The sequence below is a fragment of the Burkholderia sp. AcTa6-5 genome, assembly GCF_017815075.1.
In the GTDB taxonomy this organism is placed as follows: Bacteria; Pseudomonadota; Gammaproteobacteria; order Burkholderiales; family Burkholderiaceae; genus Burkholderia; species Burkholderia sola.
In genome coordinates, this window is the sequence record NZ_JAGIQE010000009.1 from 194,692 (window position 1) to 213,266 (window position 18,575).

General features: G+C 69.6%; 15 protein-coding genes and 1 riboswitch. Of the genes, 8 read left to right on the forward strand and 7 right to left on the reverse strand.

Annotated features, from left to right (window positions below; genetic code table 11):
* The first annotated feature begins 65 nt into the window (after positions 1–65).
* A complete protein-coding gene (locus J8I33_RS14885) occupies positions 66–419 on the forward strand; it encodes a type II toxin-antitoxin system RelE/ParE family toxin (protein ID WP_050015118.1) in 354 nt (117 codons plus the stop codon).
* Entirely contained in the window at positions 416–697 is a 282-nt protein-coding gene (locus J8I33_RS14890; RefSeq protein ID WP_050015116.1) for an XRE family transcriptional regulator, read from the forward strand. The genes J8I33_RS14885 and J8I33_RS14890 overlap by 4 nt, the downstream gene beginning before the upstream one ends.
* A 25-nt stretch (positions 698–722) precedes the next feature.
* Here J8I33_RS14890 and J8I33_RS14895 read toward each other — a convergent pair whose 3' ends face one another.
* The 3 genes from J8I33_RS14895 to J8I33_RS14905 all read right to left on the reverse strand — a co-directional run bounded on the left by J8I33_RS14895 (position 723) and on the right by J8I33_RS14905 (position 2,526).
* The gene (locus J8I33_RS14895; protein WP_209937428.1) at positions 723–1,511 is read right to left on the reverse strand and encodes a molybdopterin-dependent oxidoreductase; all 789 of its coding nucleotides are present in this window, start codon (positions 1,509–1,511) and stop codon (positions 723–725) included.
* 27 nt (positions 1,512–1,538) lie between these two features.
* Positions 1,539–2,174: a cytochrome b/b6 domain-containing protein gene (locus J8I33_RS14900; protein WP_089488301.1), complete on the reverse strand. Its 636-nt coding sequence runs from the start codon at positions 2,172–2,174 to the stop codon at positions 1,539–1,541.
* A 76-nt stretch (positions 2,175–2,250) separates the two neighbouring features.
* Complete coding sequence (locus J8I33_RS14905; protein ID WP_027807507.1) at positions 2,251–2,526, reverse strand: pentapeptide MXKDX repeat protein; 276 nt, start codon at positions 2,524–2,526, stop codon at positions 2,251–2,253.
* A 65-nt stretch (positions 2,527–2,591) separates the two neighbouring features.
* Here J8I33_RS14905 and J8I33_RS14910 point away from each other — a divergent pair, with 65 nt between their 5' ends.
* The 6 genes from J8I33_RS14910 to J8I33_RS14935 all read left to right on the forward strand — a co-directional run bounded on the left by J8I33_RS14910 (position 2,592) and on the right by J8I33_RS14935 (position 8,745).
* On the forward strand, positions 2,592–2,765 hold the full coding sequence (locus tag J8I33_RS14910; protein ID WP_209937436.1) for a hypothetical protein: 174 nt from the start codon (positions 2,592–2,594) through the stop codon (positions 2,763–2,765).
* Positions 2,766–2,796: 31 nt separating this feature from the next.
* A riboswitch (TPP riboswitch) is annotated at positions 2,797–2,913 on the forward strand.
* Positions 2,914–3,037: 124 nt separating this feature from the next.
* Positions 3,038–4,969, forward strand: a complete 1,932-nt coding sequence (gene thiC, locus J8I33_RS14915; RefSeq protein WP_050015108.1) for a phosphomethylpyrimidine synthase ThiC — start codon at positions 3,038–3,040, stop codon at positions 4,967–4,969.
* A 232-nt stretch (positions 4,970–5,201) separates the two neighbouring features.
* On the forward strand, positions 5,202–5,414 hold the full coding sequence (locus J8I33_RS14920) for a glycine zipper 2TM domain-containing protein (protein ID WP_011545020.1): 213 nt from the start codon (positions 5,202–5,204) through the stop codon (positions 5,412–5,414).
* A 219-nt stretch (positions 5,415–5,633) separates the two neighbouring features.
* Positions 5,634–5,888 carry a hypothetical protein gene (locus J8I33_RS14925; RefSeq protein ID WP_006497666.1) on the forward strand — a complete coding sequence of 85 codons (255 nt, stop codon included), beginning with the start codon at positions 5,634–5,636 and terminating at the stop codon, positions 5,886–5,888.
* A 152-nt stretch (positions 5,889–6,040) separates the two neighbouring features.
* Positions 6,041–6,967 carry a DMT family transporter gene (locus J8I33_RS14930; protein ID WP_089488300.1) on the forward strand — a complete coding sequence of 309 codons (927 nt, stop codon included), beginning with the start codon at positions 6,041–6,043 and terminating at the stop codon, positions 6,965–6,967.
* 497 nt (positions 6,968–7,464) lie between these two features.
* The gene (locus tag J8I33_RS14935) at positions 7,465–8,745 is read left to right on the forward strand and encodes an EAL domain-containing protein (protein WP_050015104.1); all 1,281 of its coding nucleotides are present in this window, start codon (positions 7,465–7,467) and stop codon (positions 8,743–8,745) included.
* A 55-nt stretch (positions 8,746–8,800) separates the two neighbouring features.
* Here J8I33_RS14935 and arfB read toward each other — a convergent pair whose 3' ends face one another.
* The 4 genes from arfB to recC are packed head-to-tail and all read right to left on the reverse strand — an operon-like array spanning position 8,801 to position 18,568.
* Positions 8,801–9,205: an alternative ribosome rescue aminoacyl-tRNA hydrolase ArfB gene (gene arfB, locus J8I33_RS14940; RefSeq protein ID WP_209937444.1), complete on the reverse strand. Its 405-nt coding sequence runs from the start codon at positions 9,203–9,205 to the stop codon at positions 8,801–8,803.
* The gene (locus J8I33_RS14945) at positions 9,202–11,529 is read right to left on the reverse strand and encodes an AAA family ATPase (RefSeq protein WP_209937450.1); all 2,328 of its coding nucleotides are present in this window, start codon (positions 11,527–11,529) and stop codon (positions 9,202–9,204) included. Before J8I33_RS14945 ends, arfB begins: the two co-directional genes overlap by 4 nt.
* Positions 11,526–15,233: an exodeoxyribonuclease V subunit beta gene (gene recB, locus J8I33_RS14950; RefSeq protein WP_209937457.1), complete on the reverse strand. Its 3,708-nt coding sequence runs from the start codon at positions 15,231–15,233 to the stop codon at positions 11,526–11,528. The genes J8I33_RS14945 and recB overlap by 4 nt, the downstream gene beginning before the upstream one ends.
* Positions 15,230–18,568 carry an exodeoxyribonuclease V subunit gamma gene (recC, locus tag J8I33_RS14955; protein ID WP_209937464.1) on the reverse strand — a complete coding sequence of 1,113 codons (3,339 nt, stop codon included), beginning with the start codon at positions 18,566–18,568 and terminating at the stop codon, positions 15,230–15,232. The genes recB and recC overlap by 4 nt, the downstream gene beginning before the upstream one ends.
* Positions 18,569–18,575 lie beyond the last annotated feature (7 nt).

Genomic DNA, 18,575 nt, shown 5'->3' on the forward strand with positions numbered 1-18,575 from the left:
GGACGGCATGCTCGCGCATTGCCGTGAGCAGCCTCTTTCCGATACTCACACCGCCATACAAGATTTTGTATAATTCAGATATCCTTCCGCCGAAGCCGGTCGTTTTCGTCGGCACCGCGCTGGCCGATCTCCGCGACTTTCCGCTGCCCGCGCGGCGCGAAGCCGGCCACCAGATCGACCAGGTGCAGCGTGGCCTCGCGCCCGACGACTGGAAACCGATGCGCACCATCGGCATCGGCGTGCGGGAAATTCGCCTGCGCGATGCGAGCGGCGCCTTCCGGATCGTCTACGTCGCGACGTTCGCCGAAGCCGTCTACGTGCTGCACTGCTTCCGCAAGCAATCGTCGCGCACGAACAAGACCGATATCGACCTCGCCGCCCGCCGGTACCGGTCGTTGATGATGGAGTTGAAACAATGACCAATGAACGTTACGCGAACGTCTGGGACGCAATCGAAAGCGAGCCAGCGGAGGCCGCGAACATGAAGCTGCGCTCCGAACTGATGATCGCGCTCAAGCAGCGCATCGCGCGGCTCGAACTGAGTCAGGCCGAAGCCGCGAAGCAACTGGGCGTCACGCAGCCGCGCGTGTCCGACCTGATGCGCGGCAAGATCAACCTGTTCGGGCTCGACGCGCTCGTGAACATGGCCGCGGCCGTCGGCCTGCGCGTCGATCTGCAGGTGCGCGAATCCGCATGACGCACGCGCATGCCCCGCGCATCGCTCACGATCCGCCGAACCAGTTGTAGCCCTGATCGACCCAGTAGCCACCCGGAAACGTATCGGTCACGAAGATTTCCATGATGTGCTTCGGGTTCTTGTAGCCGAGCTTGGTCGGCATCCGCAGCTTCATCGGGAAACCGTATTCCGGCGGCAGACGATGGCCGTCGTACTCGAATGCGAGCAACGTCTGCGGATGCAGCGCGGTCGGCATGTCGATGCTCTCGTAGTAGTCGTCCGCACATTTGAAGCCGACGTATTTCGCGTGCGTATCGGCACCGGCGCGCGCCAGAAACGCGCCGAACGGCGTGCCGCCCCAGCGGCCGATCGCACTCCACCCTTCCACGCAGATATGCCGCGTGATCTGTTCCGCGTGCGGCAGCGCATACAACTCGTCGAGCGTCCACACCCGCTTGCCGGTCACGCGGCCCGACAGCACCAGCCGGTACGTCGACGCGTCGACGTGCCGCACTTCGTCGATCCCGTAGTACGCGTTGAACGGAAACGGCCGCGTGATGTCGGCTTCGGTGTAGGTCGGCGCGAGCTGGTTCGGGTTGAACAGCCACGCCTGCACGCGATCGTTCATGCGCGACACTTTTTCGAGAAACGTGTTGACCGATGCATCATCCTGCAGCGTGCAGCCGGTCAGCATCGCAAGGCCGCCGAGCGTCAGCACGCGCCGGTTGAAGAGCCGTCGCGACGGCATCTCGAGTTCGCGGCGCCCGTCAAGCTCGAGCGACTTCCGGTCGAGCGCCCAGCGCGGCTCGCCGCGGGGTTTTTCGGATTCCGACATGATGATTTCCTTCGCCCGCGAAGCGGGTCAGCGGCCGCGCAGCATCGCGAGCAGCGAGCGCGGCACCAGCAACGCCATCGCGACGTGAACGACGACGAATGCGACGAGCAGCGCCATCGCCCAGAAGTGCACGATGCGCGCGTTGTCGTAGCCGCCGAACAGCTCGCGCAGCAACGGGAATTGCACCGATTTCCAGATCGTGAGCCCGGACAGCACCAACAAGACGAGATCGACGATCGCGGTCAGGTACGCGGCACGCTGCACCGCGTTGTAGACGCTCAGGTCGTCGTGCGACAGCCGCCCGCCGAGCGCGGCGCGCACGTCGCGCCACACCGACGCGGGCGTCACGGGCAGCAGCTTGCGTGCGAAGCGCCCCGTCGCGATCGACATCGCGAGGTAGAACAGCCCGTTGCCGACCAGCAGCCACATCGCCGCGAAATGCCATTGCAGCGCGCCGCCGAGCCAGCCGCCGAGCGTGATGCCGTGCGCGAACGTGAACGACGGATAGATCGGCGACGCGTCGTAGATGCGCCAGCCGGACAGCGCCATCAGGATCGCCGCGAGCGCGTTGAGCCAGTGGCTCGCGCGCACCCACCGCGGATGGATCGTCGTCGGCGCGGGCGGCGGCACGCTCGCACGATCGGTGACAGGAACCGTTTGCATGATGATGACTCCCGGAATGAGGCGACGGGACGCGATGCGCGCCGATGACCGGCCGCCCGCGCCCCGCACGCATTCGTCAGTTCGACGGGCTCATGGCGTCCTTCTTCATCGCGTCGCCCTTCTTCATCGCGTCGTGGCCCATCGCATCCTTCTTCATCGCATGCTTCTTCATGCCGTCCTTCTTCATCGCGCCATCCTTGGCCATTGCGTCGTCCTTGGCCATCGCGTCGTGGCCCATCGCGTCCTTCGACATCGACGTGCCGTCCTTCGACATTGCGTCGTTCTGCGCATGGGCGCCCGTTGCGATCGTGGCAAGTGCGGCGATACAGGCGGCGAGGAATACGTTTTTCATGACATCTCTCCGATACATGGGTTTAGGAGCCGAATAGACGGAGCACACCGCTGGAAATGACAGCGATGTCGAAAAAAATTCTAGACCCCGAAAATGAAGATGCCGAATGCTGCATCGCCTGGCGCTATCCGGGCCGGCCGGGACGCCGTTCGGCAGCCGCGATTGCTGCGGCGCACCCTGCCGTTTCGCCGGACGCGCCCCGCCCGCTGCCCGCCGACATCGGCTTCGGACCCGGTTGAAACCACCGCCAAGCCGGTGTATCGTGTGCCCTTGCTAACGCGGGGGTCCTGCAATGCGTTCGGTCAAACAACCGGCATTGCGGGTGAGAAATACCCTTTGAACCTGATCTGGATAATGCCAGCGCAGGGAAGCGTACGGATTTCGCCGCCATCCTTCTGACGAAATCCGCCGCCTCACCAAGCCTCGTCTCCTGCTTAGCTCGAGCCCCACATTCGTCAAGGGCTCCGGGCAAGCGCCGACGCGCCTGCCCGGCGCCCGCACAGGAGATTGCATGAACGCCAATCCGAAGTTTCTGTCTGCCGACGCGCACGTCGACGCCGCTGCCGTCGCGCCGCTGCCCAATTCGCGAAAGGTTTATGTCACCGGCTCGCAGCCCGATATCCGCGTGCCGATGCGCGAGATCACGCAGGCCGACACGCCGACCGGCTTCGGCGGCGAGAAGAATCCGCCGATCTACGTGTACGACACGTCGGGCCCGTACACCGATCCGGACGCGAAGATCGACATCCGCGCGGGCCTGCCCGCACTGCGCCAGCGCTGGATCGAAGCACGCGGCGACACCGAGGTGCTCCCCGGCCTGTCGAGCCAGTACGGCCTCGAGCGCGCGGCCGATCCGGCCACGGCGGACCTGCGTTTCCCGGGCCTGCACCGCAACCCGCGCCGCGCGCAGCCCGGCAAGAACGTCACGCAAATGCACTACGCGCGCCAGGGCATCATCACGCCGGAAATGGAATACATCGCGATCCGCGAGAACCAGCGCCGCGCCGAATACATCGAGAGCCTGAAGTCGAGCGGCCCGAACGGCGCGAAGCTCGCCGCGATGATGGGCCGCCAGCATCCGGGCCAGGCGTTCGGCGCCGCGGCCTTCGGCGCGAACGCGCTGGCCGAGATCACGCCGGAATTCGTGCGCGACGAAATCGCACGCGGCCGCGCGATCATCCCCGCCAACATCAACCACCCGGAATCCGAGCCGATGATCATCGGCCGCAACTTCCTCGTGAAGATCAACGCGAATATCGGCAACTCGGCCGTCACGTCGTCAATCGGCGAGGAAGTCGACAAGATGACGTGGGCGATCCGCTGGGGCGGCGACACGGTGATGGACCTGTCGACCGGCAAGCACATCCATGAAACGCGCGAGTGGATCATCCGCAACAGCCCGGTGCCGATCGGCACGGTGCCGATCTACCAGGCGCTCGAAAAAGTCAACGGCAAGGCCGAGGACCTGACCTGGGAAATCTTCCGCGACACGCTGATCGAACAGGCCGAGCAAGGCGTCGACTACTTCACGATCCACGCGGGCGTGCGCCTGCAGTACGTGCCGCTCACCGCGAACCGGATGACGGGCATCGTGTCGCGCGGCGGCTCGATCATGGCGAAGTGGTGCCTCGCGCATCACAAGGAAAGTTTCCTGTACGAACACTTCGAAGAGATCTGCGAGATCATGAAGGCGTACGACGTGAGCTTCTCGCTCGGCGACGGCCTGCGTCCCGGCTCGATCTACGACGCGAACGACGAAGCGCAGCTCGGCGAACTGAAGACGCTCGGCGAGCTCACGCAGATCGCGTGGAAGCACGACGTGCAGGTGATGATCGAAGGCCCCGGCCACGTGCCGATGCAGTTGATCAAGGAGAACATGGATCTCCAGCTCGACTGGTGCAAGGAAGCGCCGTTCTACACGCTCGGGCCGCTGACCACCGACATCGCGCCGGGTTACGACCACATCACGTCGGGCATCGGCGCCGCGATGATCGGCTGGTTCGGCACCGCGATGCTGTGCTACGTGACGCCGAAGGAACACCTCGGGCTGCCGAACAAGGACGACGTGAAGGAAGGGATCATCACGTACAAGCTCGCCGCGCACGCCGCCGACCTCGCCAAGGGTCACCCGGGCGCGCAGGTGCGCGACAACGCGCTGTCGAAGGCGCGCTTCGAGTTCCGCTGGGAAGACCAGTTCAACATCGGTCTCGATCCGGACAAGGCGCGCGAATTCCACGACGAAACGCTGCCGAAGGATTCGGCGAAGGTCGCACACTTCTGCTCGATGTGCGGCCCGCATTTCTGCTCGATGAAGATCACGCAGGACGTGCGCGAATTCGCGGCGCAGCAGGGCGTGTCGGAAACCGAGGCGCTGAAGAAAGGGATGGAGGTCAAGGCGGTCGAGTTCGTGAAGACGGGCGCCGAGATCTATCACCGTCAGTAAGCGCGCGCAGCGGGCCGCACCGGCCCCTCTGGCGATGCCTGAAGCCCGCTTTCGAGCGGGCTTTTTTGCGCATGCCGTGTGCCTGCCGGCGGACCCGAAACAATTGATTACGAAACCGCGGGAGCCTTAACAAGTCCTTACAGCAGCAGCGCGGGGCGGCGCGTAGATTGGGGACATGCGCGGCCGCCAGCCGGTCGTGCGCCTTCCGTTCACTACCACAAGGACAACGATCATGAACTCGATTCGGCGTTTTGGGGTATGCGCGCTCCTCGTCGCGACGGTGGCCAGCCTGTCGGCCTGCGATTCGATGTCGCGACGCCAGCGTGATACGGCAATCGGTGCGGGTGTCGGCGGCGTCGCCGGCGCGGCGATCGGCGGCAACGCGCTGTCGACGCTGGGCGGCGCGGCGGCCGGCGGCATCATCGGTAACCAGGTCGGCAAGTAACGAGTCCGACATCGGCCGGTTGGGCGTCTTCGCCCAGCCGCAGGCCGGCCGGTCCAACGGCGTTTCCGCAGTGCGGAAGCGCCGTTTTCGTATGTCCTGCCGGAACCGGCGCGGCCGCTGCGCCCGGAAATGATCGGTTACCGTTTTTCATGCCGTGTCATCGGTACTCGGCCTAAGCTACAAGCATCTGCCGATAGCCGGCTCCGCCGGAGACACATCATGAACAGGACCTTCGTCGCCGCGGCGCTTGCCTGTACGACGCTTGCCGGCTGCTATTACCCGTACGGCTATTATCCGGGCGGCTATTACACGGCGGCGCCGGTGCCGGTACAGCCCGCGCCCGTGTATGTCGATCCGGCCCCCGCCTACTACTATCCGGCGCCTGCGTATGCGCCTGCATGGGGCGGTTATTGGGGCCCGGCGCTGTCGCTCAATTTCGGCTTCGGCGGACGCGGCGGCTGGCGTCATCACTGACCTGATCGGCCGCGCCGCACGCGGTCGGCCGGCTGCCGCCCGGCGGCAAACCGGCGAAATTCCCGTTTCTTGTCGTTTCATCCGATCATGAAACGACGGTGCGGTCGCGCGGTGTAAGATTCCTCGCATCCCGTCCCCGTCCTCGCCGATCGATGTCGCCCAAGAACGCTTTCCTGCTGACCGTGCTCGCCGCCCTGTGGGGCGCATCCTTCCTGTTCATCCGGGTCGGCGTCGTCGATTTCGGCGTCGCGCCGCTGATGGCGCTGCGTGTGGGTATCGGCGCGCTGTTTCTCGCGGGCTTCGCGCTGACGCGCTTCAAACCCGCCGATCTCGGCGCCCGGCTGCGCCGTCATGCGTGGCCGCTGTTCGTCGTCGGCGCACTGAATTCGGGCATCCCGTTCTGCCTGTTCGCGTTCGCCGAACTGACGCTGTCGGCCGGGTTGACGTCGGTGATCAACGCGACGACACCGCTGTGGGGCGCGCTCGTCGCTTACCTGTGGCTGAAGGACAAGCTGTCGCTGCCGCGCGCGCTCGGCCTCGTGATCGGGTTTGCCGGCGTGCTCACGCTCGTGTGGAACCAGGTCGCGAACGCGCATGGCGACACGGGCGCCAGCGCGACCGCGCTCGCCGCGGCGGCCGCACTCGGCGCGACGCTGCTGTACGGCATCGCGGCCAACTATACAAAACGCAAGCTCAGCGGCGTCGATCCGCTCGTCAACGCAGCCGGCAGCATGATCGGCTCGACCGTGCTGCTGCTGCCGTTCGCGATCGCGACGTGGCCGGCCGCGCCGGTCGGCGTGCACGCATGGGGCGCGGTGCTCGCGCTCGGCGTCGCGTGCACCGGCATCGCGTATTTCATCTTCTTCTACCTGATCGCGCATGTGGGGCCCGCCCGCGCGATTACCGTCACGTTCGTGATTCCCGTGTTCGGGCTGCTGTGGGGCGCGCTGTTCCTCGGCGAACACGTGTCGGCCGTAATGATCGAAGGCTGCGTGATCGTGCTCGTCGGCACCGCGCTCGCCACCGGCGTGATCAAGCGGATTCCGGGCGTCCGACCGCGCGGCGGCGAGGCGACCTGACGATCGGCGCGCGGGGCGCGCACGGACCGCCGCCGGTCGCGCGGCGCTGCCGGTGGCGACGCGACGCGGGTTGGCCGATGCGCCACCGGTCGCACCGCGGTGCGCGGGCATTCGTTTCATTCGTCTGACGGCGGCGGTTGGCCGCCGGAATTTCCCGTACCCGCCTGCGCATCGGGCGGCATCGACGCACGGTCATGCCGCCGCGCTGCCGGGATTGTCGTCTCCGCCGTCACACGCTTCGTTTCGCGACGGTCATGCACCGGACGCATGCACGCGGCGCCAGTCGACGCACCGCTGCGCACGGGCGGAATCGCGGTGTACCGTTTGCGTCTGGAGTTACCCTGATACGCGCGCCGCGGCAATCCCGTTACACTCGGAAAACTTATCCGCAGAAGGCGTTTCGATGCCCCACGTTCTTTCGCGTCCGCCTGCGCATGCGGCTGCATCGGCGTGGCGGGGCGTCGGCGCCCCGCCGCCCGCTTCCGGGCACCGTTGACATGAAGCCCGCTCGCGACCTGTCGCTCGACGCCCTGCTCGAACGCCTCACGCCGACACCCCACGGCTGGCTCGCCACCTATCGCACCACGACACTGCGCAGCGTGTTCCAGCCCGTGCTGTCGATCACGCACAAGCGCGTCGTCGGCTACGAGGCGCTGCTGCGCGTCGTCGACGCGAACGGTGCGCTGGTGTCGCCCACCGCCCTGTTCGACAAGACGCGCGGCGACGCCGACGCGCTGCTGCTCGACCGGCTCGCGCGCTGCCTGCACACTGCCAACTTCGTCACGCAAGGCATCGGCGACGGCTGGCTGTTCCTGAACGTGACGCCGCGCGTGCTCGACACGGGCCTCGTGCAGCGCGAGTTCGTCGAGGCGCTGTGCCGGCATTTCGCACTGCCGCCGAACCGCATCGTGCTGGAAGTGATCGAACAGCCGGCGCGCGACGAAGCCGCGCTCGCCCGCACGATCGACATGATCCAGCATCGCGATTTCCTGATCGCGATCGACGATTTCGGCACCGGCTTCTCGAACTTCGACCGCGTGTGGCGAGCGCGGCCCGACATCGTGAAGCTCGACCGCTCGCTCGTCGAGCGTTCGACCGGCTCGGCCGACGATCGCCGCATCATGCATCACCTCGTGTCGATGCTGCACCAGGCCGGTGCGATGGTGCTGGCCGAAGGCGTCGAAAGCGACGACGCGCTGCAGGCGCTGATGGAAGCCGACATCGATTTCGTGCAGGGTTTCCAGTTCGGCCAGCCCGACGCATCGATCGCGCACGCGAGCGCGGCGGCGCCCGCGATGCTCGACGCCGCATGGCGCCGCTTCATCGCCCGCCGGCACACGCCGGTGGCCGCCGAGCAGCCGGGCTTCGACGCGATCGAACGGCTCGTGCTCAGTGGCGCGGCCGCGTTTTCGGCGAGCGGCAACCTGCAGGACGCCGCGCAACGCGTGTTCGCGGTGCCGGCCGCGCGTCGCGTGTTCGTGACGGACGAGACCGGCGAACAGTTCCTGCCGTCGATCGGCGCACCGCCCGACGACAGCCAGGCAAGCGTCACCCGTCTCGCCCCGCTATTCCCGGAGACCCACAGCAACTGGTCGCGCCGCCCGTATTTCCAGCGCGCGATCGCCGCCCCCGGCCGCGTCGCGCTGATGGGCCCGCACTTCTCGCTGACGGAAGGCCGCGACTGCTATACGGCCGCCGTCGCGATCCGCGCGCAGAGCCGGCTCGTCGTGTTCTGCGTCGACTTCGTGCTCGACAGCGCCGGAACCGTGATGCGGTAGCCGGCGCGCACGGCGGACGTTCGCTCGCCTGCGACAAGCACCGACCCTTCGTTCGTCAGTCGACCACCTTCCCGCGCCCCGACTTCACCACGCTGCGGCGCGACTTGTGCTCGAGCCGCCGCTCCTTCGACGCGCGCGTCGGCCGCGTCGCGACCCGGGCGCGCGGCGTGTACGCGACGCTGCCGATCAGCGCATCGAGACGAACGAGCGCGGCCTCGCGATTCTTCTCCTGCGTCCGATATTCCTGCGACTTGATCACGACGATGCCGTCGCGCGTGATGCGCTGGTCGGACAGCGCGAGCAGCCGCTCCTTGAGGACCGGCGGCAGCGACGACGCGCGGATGTCGAAGCGCAGATGAATCGCGCTCGACACCTTGTTGACGTTCTGCCCGCCCGCGCCCTGCGCGCGCACGGCCGTCCATTCGACGTCGGCCGGATCGAGCGTGTAACGGATCATCATCGCGAAGCCTCCATGCGGCGCCGCGCGAGCGCCTCGTCGACGCGGGCAGCGAGCCCCGAATCGCGCTGCGTGCGCGTCGCGACCGCCTGCGCCAGCACGCGCCGCGGCCCGATCACCTGCACGCGCGTGCGCGCGCGCGTGACGGCCGTATAAACGAGCTCGCGCGTCAGCACCCGGCCGAACGACGCGGGCAGCACGAGCGCCGCTTCGTCGAATTCCGAGCCCTGCGACTTGTGCACCGTCAGCGCGAACGCCGTTTCGTGCGGCGGCAGCGCAGCCGGCGACACCGCGCGCGCGGAGCCGTCCGCGCGCCGGAACCACACGCGCAGCACGCCGTGCGCGTCGGGCAGCGCAATGCCGATGTCGCCGTTGAACAGCCCCAGCGCATAGTCGTTGCGCGTGACCATGATCGGCCGCCCGGTGAACCAGTGCGCGCCGACCGCGAGCGGCACGCGCGCCGCATGCCGCACGTGCGCGGCCACCAGCGCATTGACGTGTTCCGCGCCGCGCGAACCGCTGCGGGTCGCGCACAGGATCCGGAACCGGTTGAGCGCGTCGAACAGCGGCAGCGGATCGGGCGCCGGCGCGGCCAGCGCGTCGCGCAATGCGTCGAGGTAGGCGCCGAAGCGCCGTGCGAGCCGCTCGACCGTCGATGACGCCAGCGTGTCGCCCGCATCGTCGTGAAACGATGCGGCTGCCGAGTCGTCGGCGGGCAGCGCATCGAGCGCCGCCTGCACGTCGCCGCGGCGGATCGCGAGCGACAGCCGCCCGATCGGCGAATCGAGCCCGAAGCGGTAATTGCGTTCGAGCCACACGACGCAGTCCGCGAGCGGCGCCGACGCCGCTGCGGGCGTGCCGGCGGACGCGGCGGCGGCTTCGCCGGTCAATGGCGATGCGGCTGCCATCGCCACTGCCGATGCAAGTGCCGCGTCGTCTGCGTCGAACGGCGGTAGCTCGACGGCGTCGAGCCATGCGAGGTCGTTGGCCTCGATCCAGGCCGGCGCATTGCCGTCTGGTGCGCCGGCATCGGCCGGTGCCGACTCGGTGGGCTGTGGCGGCGCGATGTCGGCCGTCGACGACACTTCGTCATCCTGCGGTTCGTCGTCGAAGAGCGACGCCTGTCGCGCATCGACTTTCGACGACCGAGGCGCCGATCTGCGTGAAACGGGAGCAGGCGCCGATGGCGACGCCGGAGCACGTGCGGAAGCAGGAACCGGATGCGCGGCCGAAATCGCCGCCGCCGGCGCAGCTTCGTCCGGCATCGGCAACGCCGCGACGAACGCCGCCTCGTCGATACCCAGCGCGTGCGCGATGCGCGTGCGCGCCGCGGCGGTGAACGCCGGCCGCGCGCTCAGCTCCGCGAACACGGCGCCGGCCTCGACCGCGGCCAGTTGATCCTTGTCGCCCAGCAACACGAGCCGCGCGCCCGGCGCGAGCGCGTCGAGCAGATGCGCGGCGAGCGCGACGTCGATCATCGACGCCTCATCGACGACGATCAGATCGTACGGCAGAGGATTGTCGCGATGATGCCGGAAACCGGCCGCCCCGCCGCCGCCCAGCAGCCGATGCAGCGTGTACGACGTGTCGGGCAGGCGCGCCGCGAGCTCGGGCGGCAGATCGCCGGCGCGCGCGTGCAGCGCCTCCTGCATCCGCTGCGCGGCCTTGCCGGTCGGTGCGGCCAGCGCGATGCGCAGCCCCGGATGGGCGTCGAGCAGACAGGCCAGCACGCCGACGACGGTCGTCGTCTTGCCCGTGCCCGGCCCGCCGCTGACGATCGTCACGCGGCCCGTCAGCGCGACGATCGCCGCCACGCGCTGCCAGTCGACTTCGCCCGTAGCCGGCCCGAAGTAACGGGCGAGACTGTCGCGCAAGCGGTCGGGCGACAGGCCTTCGTCCGGCGCGGCGACACCGGCCTGCGCGACGAGCGCATCGGCGAGCCGCCGTTCGTAATCGAAATAGCGCGACAGGTACAGGTGATCGAGCCGATCGACGATCAGCGGCCGCTCGTCGCCGCGCGCGAGCGTGCCGAACGCGACCACGCCGCTCGCGGCGAGCGCGGCGCGCACTTCGTCGAGCGGTGCTTCGTAGCGCTGCGCGAGCGCGCCAAGCGCGACGCACACGTGGCCGCCGGCGGTCGCGCGGCTCGTCGCGAACGCGGCGCGCGCCGCCCAGCGCGCCGACGCGGACGGCGCACCGGCTCGCCGCGCGAGGTCGCCGATGCGGCGCGCAAAGCCCTCCGCGAGCGCGATGCCGAAATCGGCCGGCTCGGGCAGCCGCGCGACGAGGCCGCCGGTGAATTCGAGCATGTCGTCGGACGCGGTCATGCGCGGCCCCCTTCCATCATCCGGTCGAGTGCGTCGACGAGCGCGCGGGCGGGCCGCCGCGCATGCACGCCGGCCGGCTCGCCGCCGCTGCGCCAGCCGGGCCGCACGCCGCGCACGAACAGGTACAGGTAGCCCGCGATGTGCGTGTCGTAGTCGTAATCGGGCAGCCGGCCGCGCAGGTAACGATGCAGCGCGACCGTATAGAGCAGCGCCTGAAGGTGATACGCGTGATCGGCCATCGCGACGTCGAGCGCGCGCGGGCCATAGGCATCCGGCGTCGTGCCGAGGTGGTTCGACTTCCAGTCGACGATCCAGAAACGGCCGTCGTGTTCGACGATCATGTCGATGAAACCCTTGATGAAACCGGCGAGCGTACCCGCCTCCAGTGCAACGTCCGGATAGCCGTGCGCGACCAGCAGCCGGCGCAGCGCCAGCAGGTCGAGCGACGGCGCCGGGAACAGGAAGCCCATTTCGTCGATCCGCTTCGCCGGATCGAGATCGACGAGCCGCATACCCGGCACGAGCTCGGTGTGCACGACGTCGTCGACCAACTGCACCATCATCGCCGGCAGGCGCGTCGCAAGCGCCGGCCCGGCCTCCACCGGCCGGTCGTGCAGTGCGCCGAGCGCGGCCTTGTGCCACGTTTCGGGCGCCGTGAACCGGCTGAGCTCGAACAGGCGGTGCAGGCATTCGCCGGCCGCCGCGCCGCGCGGGAACGCGAGGATGTCGTCGTCCGGCGGGTCGGCCGCGACCATATCGGCCAGCATCGGTTCGCCGTCCGGCGTCACCGCGGCCAGCGCATCGTGATCGGGCCGCAGTTCGTCGTCGGGCACGGCCGCGACGCCCGCCTCCTCGCGCGCCATCGACGCGGTCAGCGAGCTGAAGCTCGCCATTCGCCACGCATCGCGCAGCACGCGCGTCGCATGACGCGCCGCGAGCGTCTGCGACGCGTCGTGCCCGGCCGCGAGACGCTCGCGGCGCGCAGGCACGGGCAACGGCGCGACGCTCACGGGGCCGCCCGCAAGCGCGCGCCACGCCGCATCGAGCGCGGCTTCGTCGGGCGGCTCGTCGAGCCACGCATCGAACGCAAGGCCGGCGCCCGCGACGAGCCAGTTGAGCACGCTACGCCGCGCTTCGCGCGTCGAGCGCGACGACAGGTAGGGCCCGGCCACGACATAGCAGCGATACACCGCACGCGTGAGCGCCACGTAGACGAGCCGCGCGCGCTCCGCGGCCTGCTCGCGCAACGCCTGCCGCGCCGCGTTCGCGGCCGCTTCGTCGTCGCATCCGTAATGCAGCACCGCATCGCCCGCGTCGTCGTGATACTCGCGCGCATCGGGCAGCGCGGACGACGGGGGCTCGCGCAGGCCGCCGTCGTTCAGGAACGGACAGAACACGACCGCGTATTCGAGCCCCTTCGACTTGTGCACCGTGACGATCTGCACGAGGTTGCGATCGGATTCGAGCCGCAGTTGCGCTTCCTCGCCGCCGCCGTCGAGCCGTTGCGCGGCGAGCCAGCGCAGCGTCGGCGCGATGCCCGGCTGCGCGGACGCACGCGCCTGCGTCAACTCGGCCAGATGGTTGATGTCGGTCACGCGGCGCTCGCCGTCCGCACCGGCCATCAGCCGCTCGGCGATCCGCAGCTCGCGCGTGAACGTGCGCCACATCACCGCGAAGCCGCGTTCGCGCCACAGCAGCCGATATCGCGAGAAGCGTTCGACCCAACTCATCGCGTCGGCGCCGTCGGCCGCCGATGCACCGGGTGGCGCATCGCCGTCGCCTTGCTCCATGCGCCACAGCGCGCCGGCATCGAGCCCGAACCAGTCGGACGCGAGCGCCGCGCGCAGGCGCCGCAGGTCGCCCGGTGCATCGATCGCCGCCAGCACGCGTTCGAGCTGCTCGGCGTCGCCGGTCGAGAACACCGACGCCTGCGCCAGCTCGACGCTCCCGATGCCCCACGTCGCGAGCACGCGCTTCACGAGACTGCCCTGCCGGTGCGTCTGCACGAGCACCGCGATGTCGCCCGGCGACAATGGCGTGTCGCCCAGCCGCACGCGCCCGTCCCGCGCGCCGCGCATCAGCCGCGCGATCTCGGCCGCGCAAGCCTGGGCAGCCTGCGCTTGCGCATCGCGCTTGAGCAGCGTGCCCTCGCCGCCCGGCAGCGCCCATACGCGGAAATCGCCGGCCGGACCCGGATCGGTTTCGTCGACGAACGGCGCACGCACGCGCGTGCCGGCGCGCACCGCGTAATAGTCGAGCCCGTCGAGCACGAACGCGCGCGGATTCGACATGAAGAAACGGTTGCATGCGTCGACGATCGCGGGCGTCGAGCGCTGGTTCACCGCGAGCGTGTAGCACGCGCTCGCCCGCGCGCGCGCGGCGAGATAGGTATGCAGATCGGCCGCGCGGAAACTGTAGATCGCCTGTTTCGGATCGCCGACGAGGAACAGCGGGCCACCCGGCGCGAAGATCCGGTCGAAGATCGCGAACTGCAACGGATCGGTATCCTGAAACTCGTCGATCAACGCGGCCGGATAGCGTGCGCGCAGCGTCTCGGCGAGCCACGGATGCGCGTGCAGCGCGTGATACAGGTTCGCGAGCAGATCGTCGAACGACACGACGCGCCGCGTGCGCTTGCGCTCGGCCAGCTCGCCCGGCGCCATGTCGAGCCATTCGGCGATCAGCGCGAGCCAGCGCGCGCGCTGCGCGGCCTCGGCGGCGGCCACCGCCGCTTCGAGCGCGTCGGCCACGTCGAAGAACGCGTGGGCGGGTGTCGCGCCGCCTTTTTTCGTCGCTTTGGTCAGCGCGGTTTGCGTGAGCTTCAACGCGGCTTTCGGCAGCGCGGCCGTCGCGTCGCCCTGCTCGAAATGCACGGCCCACGCGGCGAGCGCATCGGCGACCGCATCGGGCTTGTGCGAGCGCTGATTGAGCGCCGGCTGCGCGGCACGCAGCAACGCATCGATCGCGTCGCGCTCGGCCGCCCACATCCGCGCCGCCTCGGCGAAGCATTCGGCCGCCGCCGCTTCCGCCGATTCGTCCGGCTCGGTCACGCCGTCCCAGCGCAGCGCGGCGAGCGGCTTCTTCAGCCGGCGTGCGAGCTGCGCATCGAGCGCGGCCGGGCCGGCGCCCGATTCGACGAGCCAGGTCGCGAAGCCCGGCCAGCGCGCGGCCGCCGGTTCGACGCGCGTGCGCCAGAAATCCGCCGCGAGTTCGAAGCGCAGCGACGCATCGTCGGCCTCCATGTCGAACGCGAACGGCATCGCCGCCGCGAACGGCGCTTCCTGCAGCGCGCGCTGGCAAAACGCGTGGATCGTATGGATCGCGGCCTGGTCGAACGCGCGCAGCGCGCGGCGGATCCGCTTCACGGCCGTCTCGGCGTCGAGCGCGCCGCCTTCGCCGAGCGTGGTCTCCAGCAGGCGCGCGATGAACGGATCGCCGCCGTCGTCGCCCGTGTCGAGCGCATGCGCAAGCTGTGCGAGCCGGCTGCGAATCCGCTCGTGCAGCTCGGCCGTCGCCGCTTTCGTGAAGGTCACGACGAGGATTTCGTCCGCGCCGAGGTCCTTTTCGAGCAGCAGGCGCACGTACAGCGCGCAGATGTTCCAGGTCTTGCCGGTGCCGGCCGACGCCTCGATCTGGTTGACGCCGTCGAGCGGACACGCGAACACGTCGAGTTCGAGCGCCGGCTGCTGCGACACGGCACTCATGCGACCTCCTTCAGATGCTCGACGAGCGGTTCGAACACGAGCCGCGCGAGCGTGCCGAACGGCTCGTCGAGCGACGGATGCGCACCGCGCCACGCGATCGCGATGGCCGGATCGTCGGCTTCGCTCACGACCCGCTCGTTGATCCACGCGCTCGCGGCCTTGGCCTCGCCGTCGGATACCCTCGCCCATGCACTGCGCGGGAAAAACCGCAGCGGCATGCGTCGACCCGCGCGAAACAGCGCGGCCAGCGGCGCGAGCCGGTCGAGCGGCGCCGCCACCGGCGTCAGCTCGAACGCGCCGCCGCTGCCGAACCACAGCGTGCGGCGCGGGCCGCCGGGCTCGATCGCGCAGTAGACGAGATGTGCGAGCCACGCGGACAGGTAGTCGCGCGCGCTCGGCCGCGCATAGCGATAGATGACCTGCCCGGCCGGTGTCAGCCGGTTCAGCGTGCCGTGCAATTCGAATGGCGCGCGCACCGCATCGGCCGCCAGCATCGCGTCGTCGGCGCCGAACAGCGCTTGCTCGGTGTCGGGCCACTTCGGCACGACGATGAGCGAGAACGGCCGTCGCTCGATGCCGTCGGCCAGCGCACGGCGCACATTCGACGCGAGCTGCGTCATCGAACCGAGCGCCTGGTCGCGCCACACCGCGCCCGTCGCGCCGCCGGGCAACTCCGGGCTCGCGTCCGCAATGCGCAGCGCGTGATCGTGCACGCCGCCGTCGACCGCTTCGATCAGGAGCGGCAGCACGCGCTCGGCCAGCGCGTCGCTGCCGGCAAAGTCGAGCGCGAACGGCTCGGTATCGAGCAGCTCGGCCTGCGCGTCGGCCAGCACGATGCCGAGCCGGCCGCGCAGCAACGCACGCGCCGGATGCCGCCAGAAACGTTCGAATTCGCCGAACGCGACGGGCTCGACCGGCTCGGCCGGCAGCGGCTGCGCGAAGAAAGCTTGCTCGCGCGGCCCGTCGCGCGACGCTTCGGCAGCCAGCAGCGACGCGAGCGTCGCCCGCTCGGCGTCGTACGAAACGAGGTCGCTGCCCGGCTGGAAATACGCGGCCGCGAACGGCTGCAGCGGATGCTCGACGATGAACGCGCGGCGCGCGGCGTCGACCGCGTCCGGTGCGGCGCCGGGCCCGGCCGTGACGTCCGCCAGATGATCGAGCAGTTCGTCGACGAGCGCCGCGGGCGGCAACGGCGCATTGTCGCGAATGCTGCGGCCCGTATAGGCGATCAGCAACCGGTCGCGTGCGGCCAGCAGCAAATCGAGAAACAGATTGCGCTCGTCGTCGCGGCGCTGCCGGTCGCCCAGCTTCGGCAGCACGGCCATCAGGTCGAATTCGTCCGCGCGCGCGAGGCTCGGCAGCACGCCGTCGTCCATCCCGAGCAGGCAGACGACGCGATACGGCAGCCCGCGCAGGCTCGTCAGCGACGAGAACGTGACGCCGCCCCACGGCACGCCGCCGCGGGCCGGATCGTCGAGCGCCGCCGCGAGCCCCGCGCGGACGACGGCCGCCGGCAACGCCTCGTCGGGCGCGCCCTCCGTCATCGCGGCCAGCATCGCGTCGAGCGCGTCGCGCACACCGGCCAGCGCGTCGGCATACGCGGCGCCCGAATCGAAGAAGCGCGCGAGCGTGTCGCCAAACAGTTCGCTCCAGCCGCGCGGCGTGTGCGATTCCGCGAGCCGCCGCGCGAAGCCGTCGAGATCGTCGGTGAAGCGCGCGAGCCGGCCGAGCAGTTCGGCCTCGCTGCCGGTGGCTGCCTCGATCGGCAGCCATGCACCGATCGGCGCCGCGCCTTCGGGCATCGCATAGCCGAGAAAGAGCCGCGCGAGCGCATCGGAGAACGTATGGCGCGGCGCCGGCACGGCCGCGTCGTCGCTCGCGAGCGGCGACAGCCCGCGCCGCGCGCCGGCGGCCGCGAGCCAGGTTTGCACCGTTTCGAGCGCGACCGCGTCGATGTCGTAGCGCGCGGCCACCGCATCCACGCGCAGCCATTCGACCAGCTCCGGCGCGCCGACCTGCCGCTCCGGCAACGCGAGCCAGTCGAGCAGCACGCGCGCGACCGGGTTCGCCTGCGACGGCGGCAGGCCGGTGATCCGGTAAGGCACCCGCGCGCCGCCGGCGCCGGCCGTGCCGAACACCGCGTCGATCAGCGGCCCGGCCGCGGCGAGATCGGCCACCGCGACGAGCACGTCGGACGGCTGCAGGCTCGCATCGGCGTCGAACCACGCGAGCAGCCGGTCGTGCAGCACCTCGAGCTGGCGCGCGAGGCTGTGGCACACGTGCACCTCGATTCCGCGCTCGACCGGCGTGTCGCCGATTTCGGCTTCCGGCTGCAGCTCGAGGATCGCGTTCTGCACGCGCGCGAGCCAGGTGGACGCGGGATTTTCGACGAAACGCGACGCATCGCCCGACGCGGCGCTTTCGGTCAGCTCATGCAGCATGTGCAATTGCGCCTGCGTCTGCCTGCCCCATTCGGCGAGCAGCGGATGGCCGACTTCCTGGTAGTCGCGCCGCCCGGCCGCATCGAGCGCCTCGGCGTGCGCGGCGGTCACGATGTCGAACCAGAATTCGCGGCACGGGTTCAGCGCGTAGACACGCACGTCGATCCAGCGCGACAGTTCGCGCAGCAGCGCGACGTGCAGCGGCGGCATCGTCGGCAGCGCGAACACGCTGACCGATTCGGGCCAGTCGGCGCGTGCGACCGCCTCGGCATCGAGATGGCGCGCCTCGACGAGGAAACGGTGCGCCGGCGGCGTACCGCTGTCGCTCAGCTCGGCCAGCAGCGCACGCCACAGCGCGGCCTGCCAGCGTTCGTCGTCGCGCGCGGCGTCGCTGATCCCGCGCGGCGCGCCGTCGCCCGCGAGCACCGATTCGCCGGCCTGCCACGCGGCCAGCCATTCGGGGCGATAGGTCAGGTAGTGATCGAGCACGGCCGCGACGCGATGGGCCAGTTCGTAGCGCATCGCGTCGTCGGAGGCCGACAGATACGCGGCCAGCCGCGGCGACGCGAGCCACGGCGCGTCGCCTGCCGGCTGTGCGAACAGCCGGTAGCAGCGCCACACGAGCCGGTCGGGCGCGAACGGCGAACGCGCGGGCACCGTCAGCACGCGGCCGATCTGCGCCCACAGCCACTGCGCGAGATAAGTGAACTCGACGTTCGCGCACACGCCATTGCGCGCGGCGATGTCGAGCTCGAGACGGCGGCGCAGCGCCGCGCTCGGCACGATGACCTGTTGCGGCGCCCACGGACCATTGCGGGCCGGGAACGCGGCCAGATCCTCGAGCAGCGCGTCGGCCAGCGTTTCGTGACGGTTCGAATAGAAAAGATGGAGCATGAAGCGG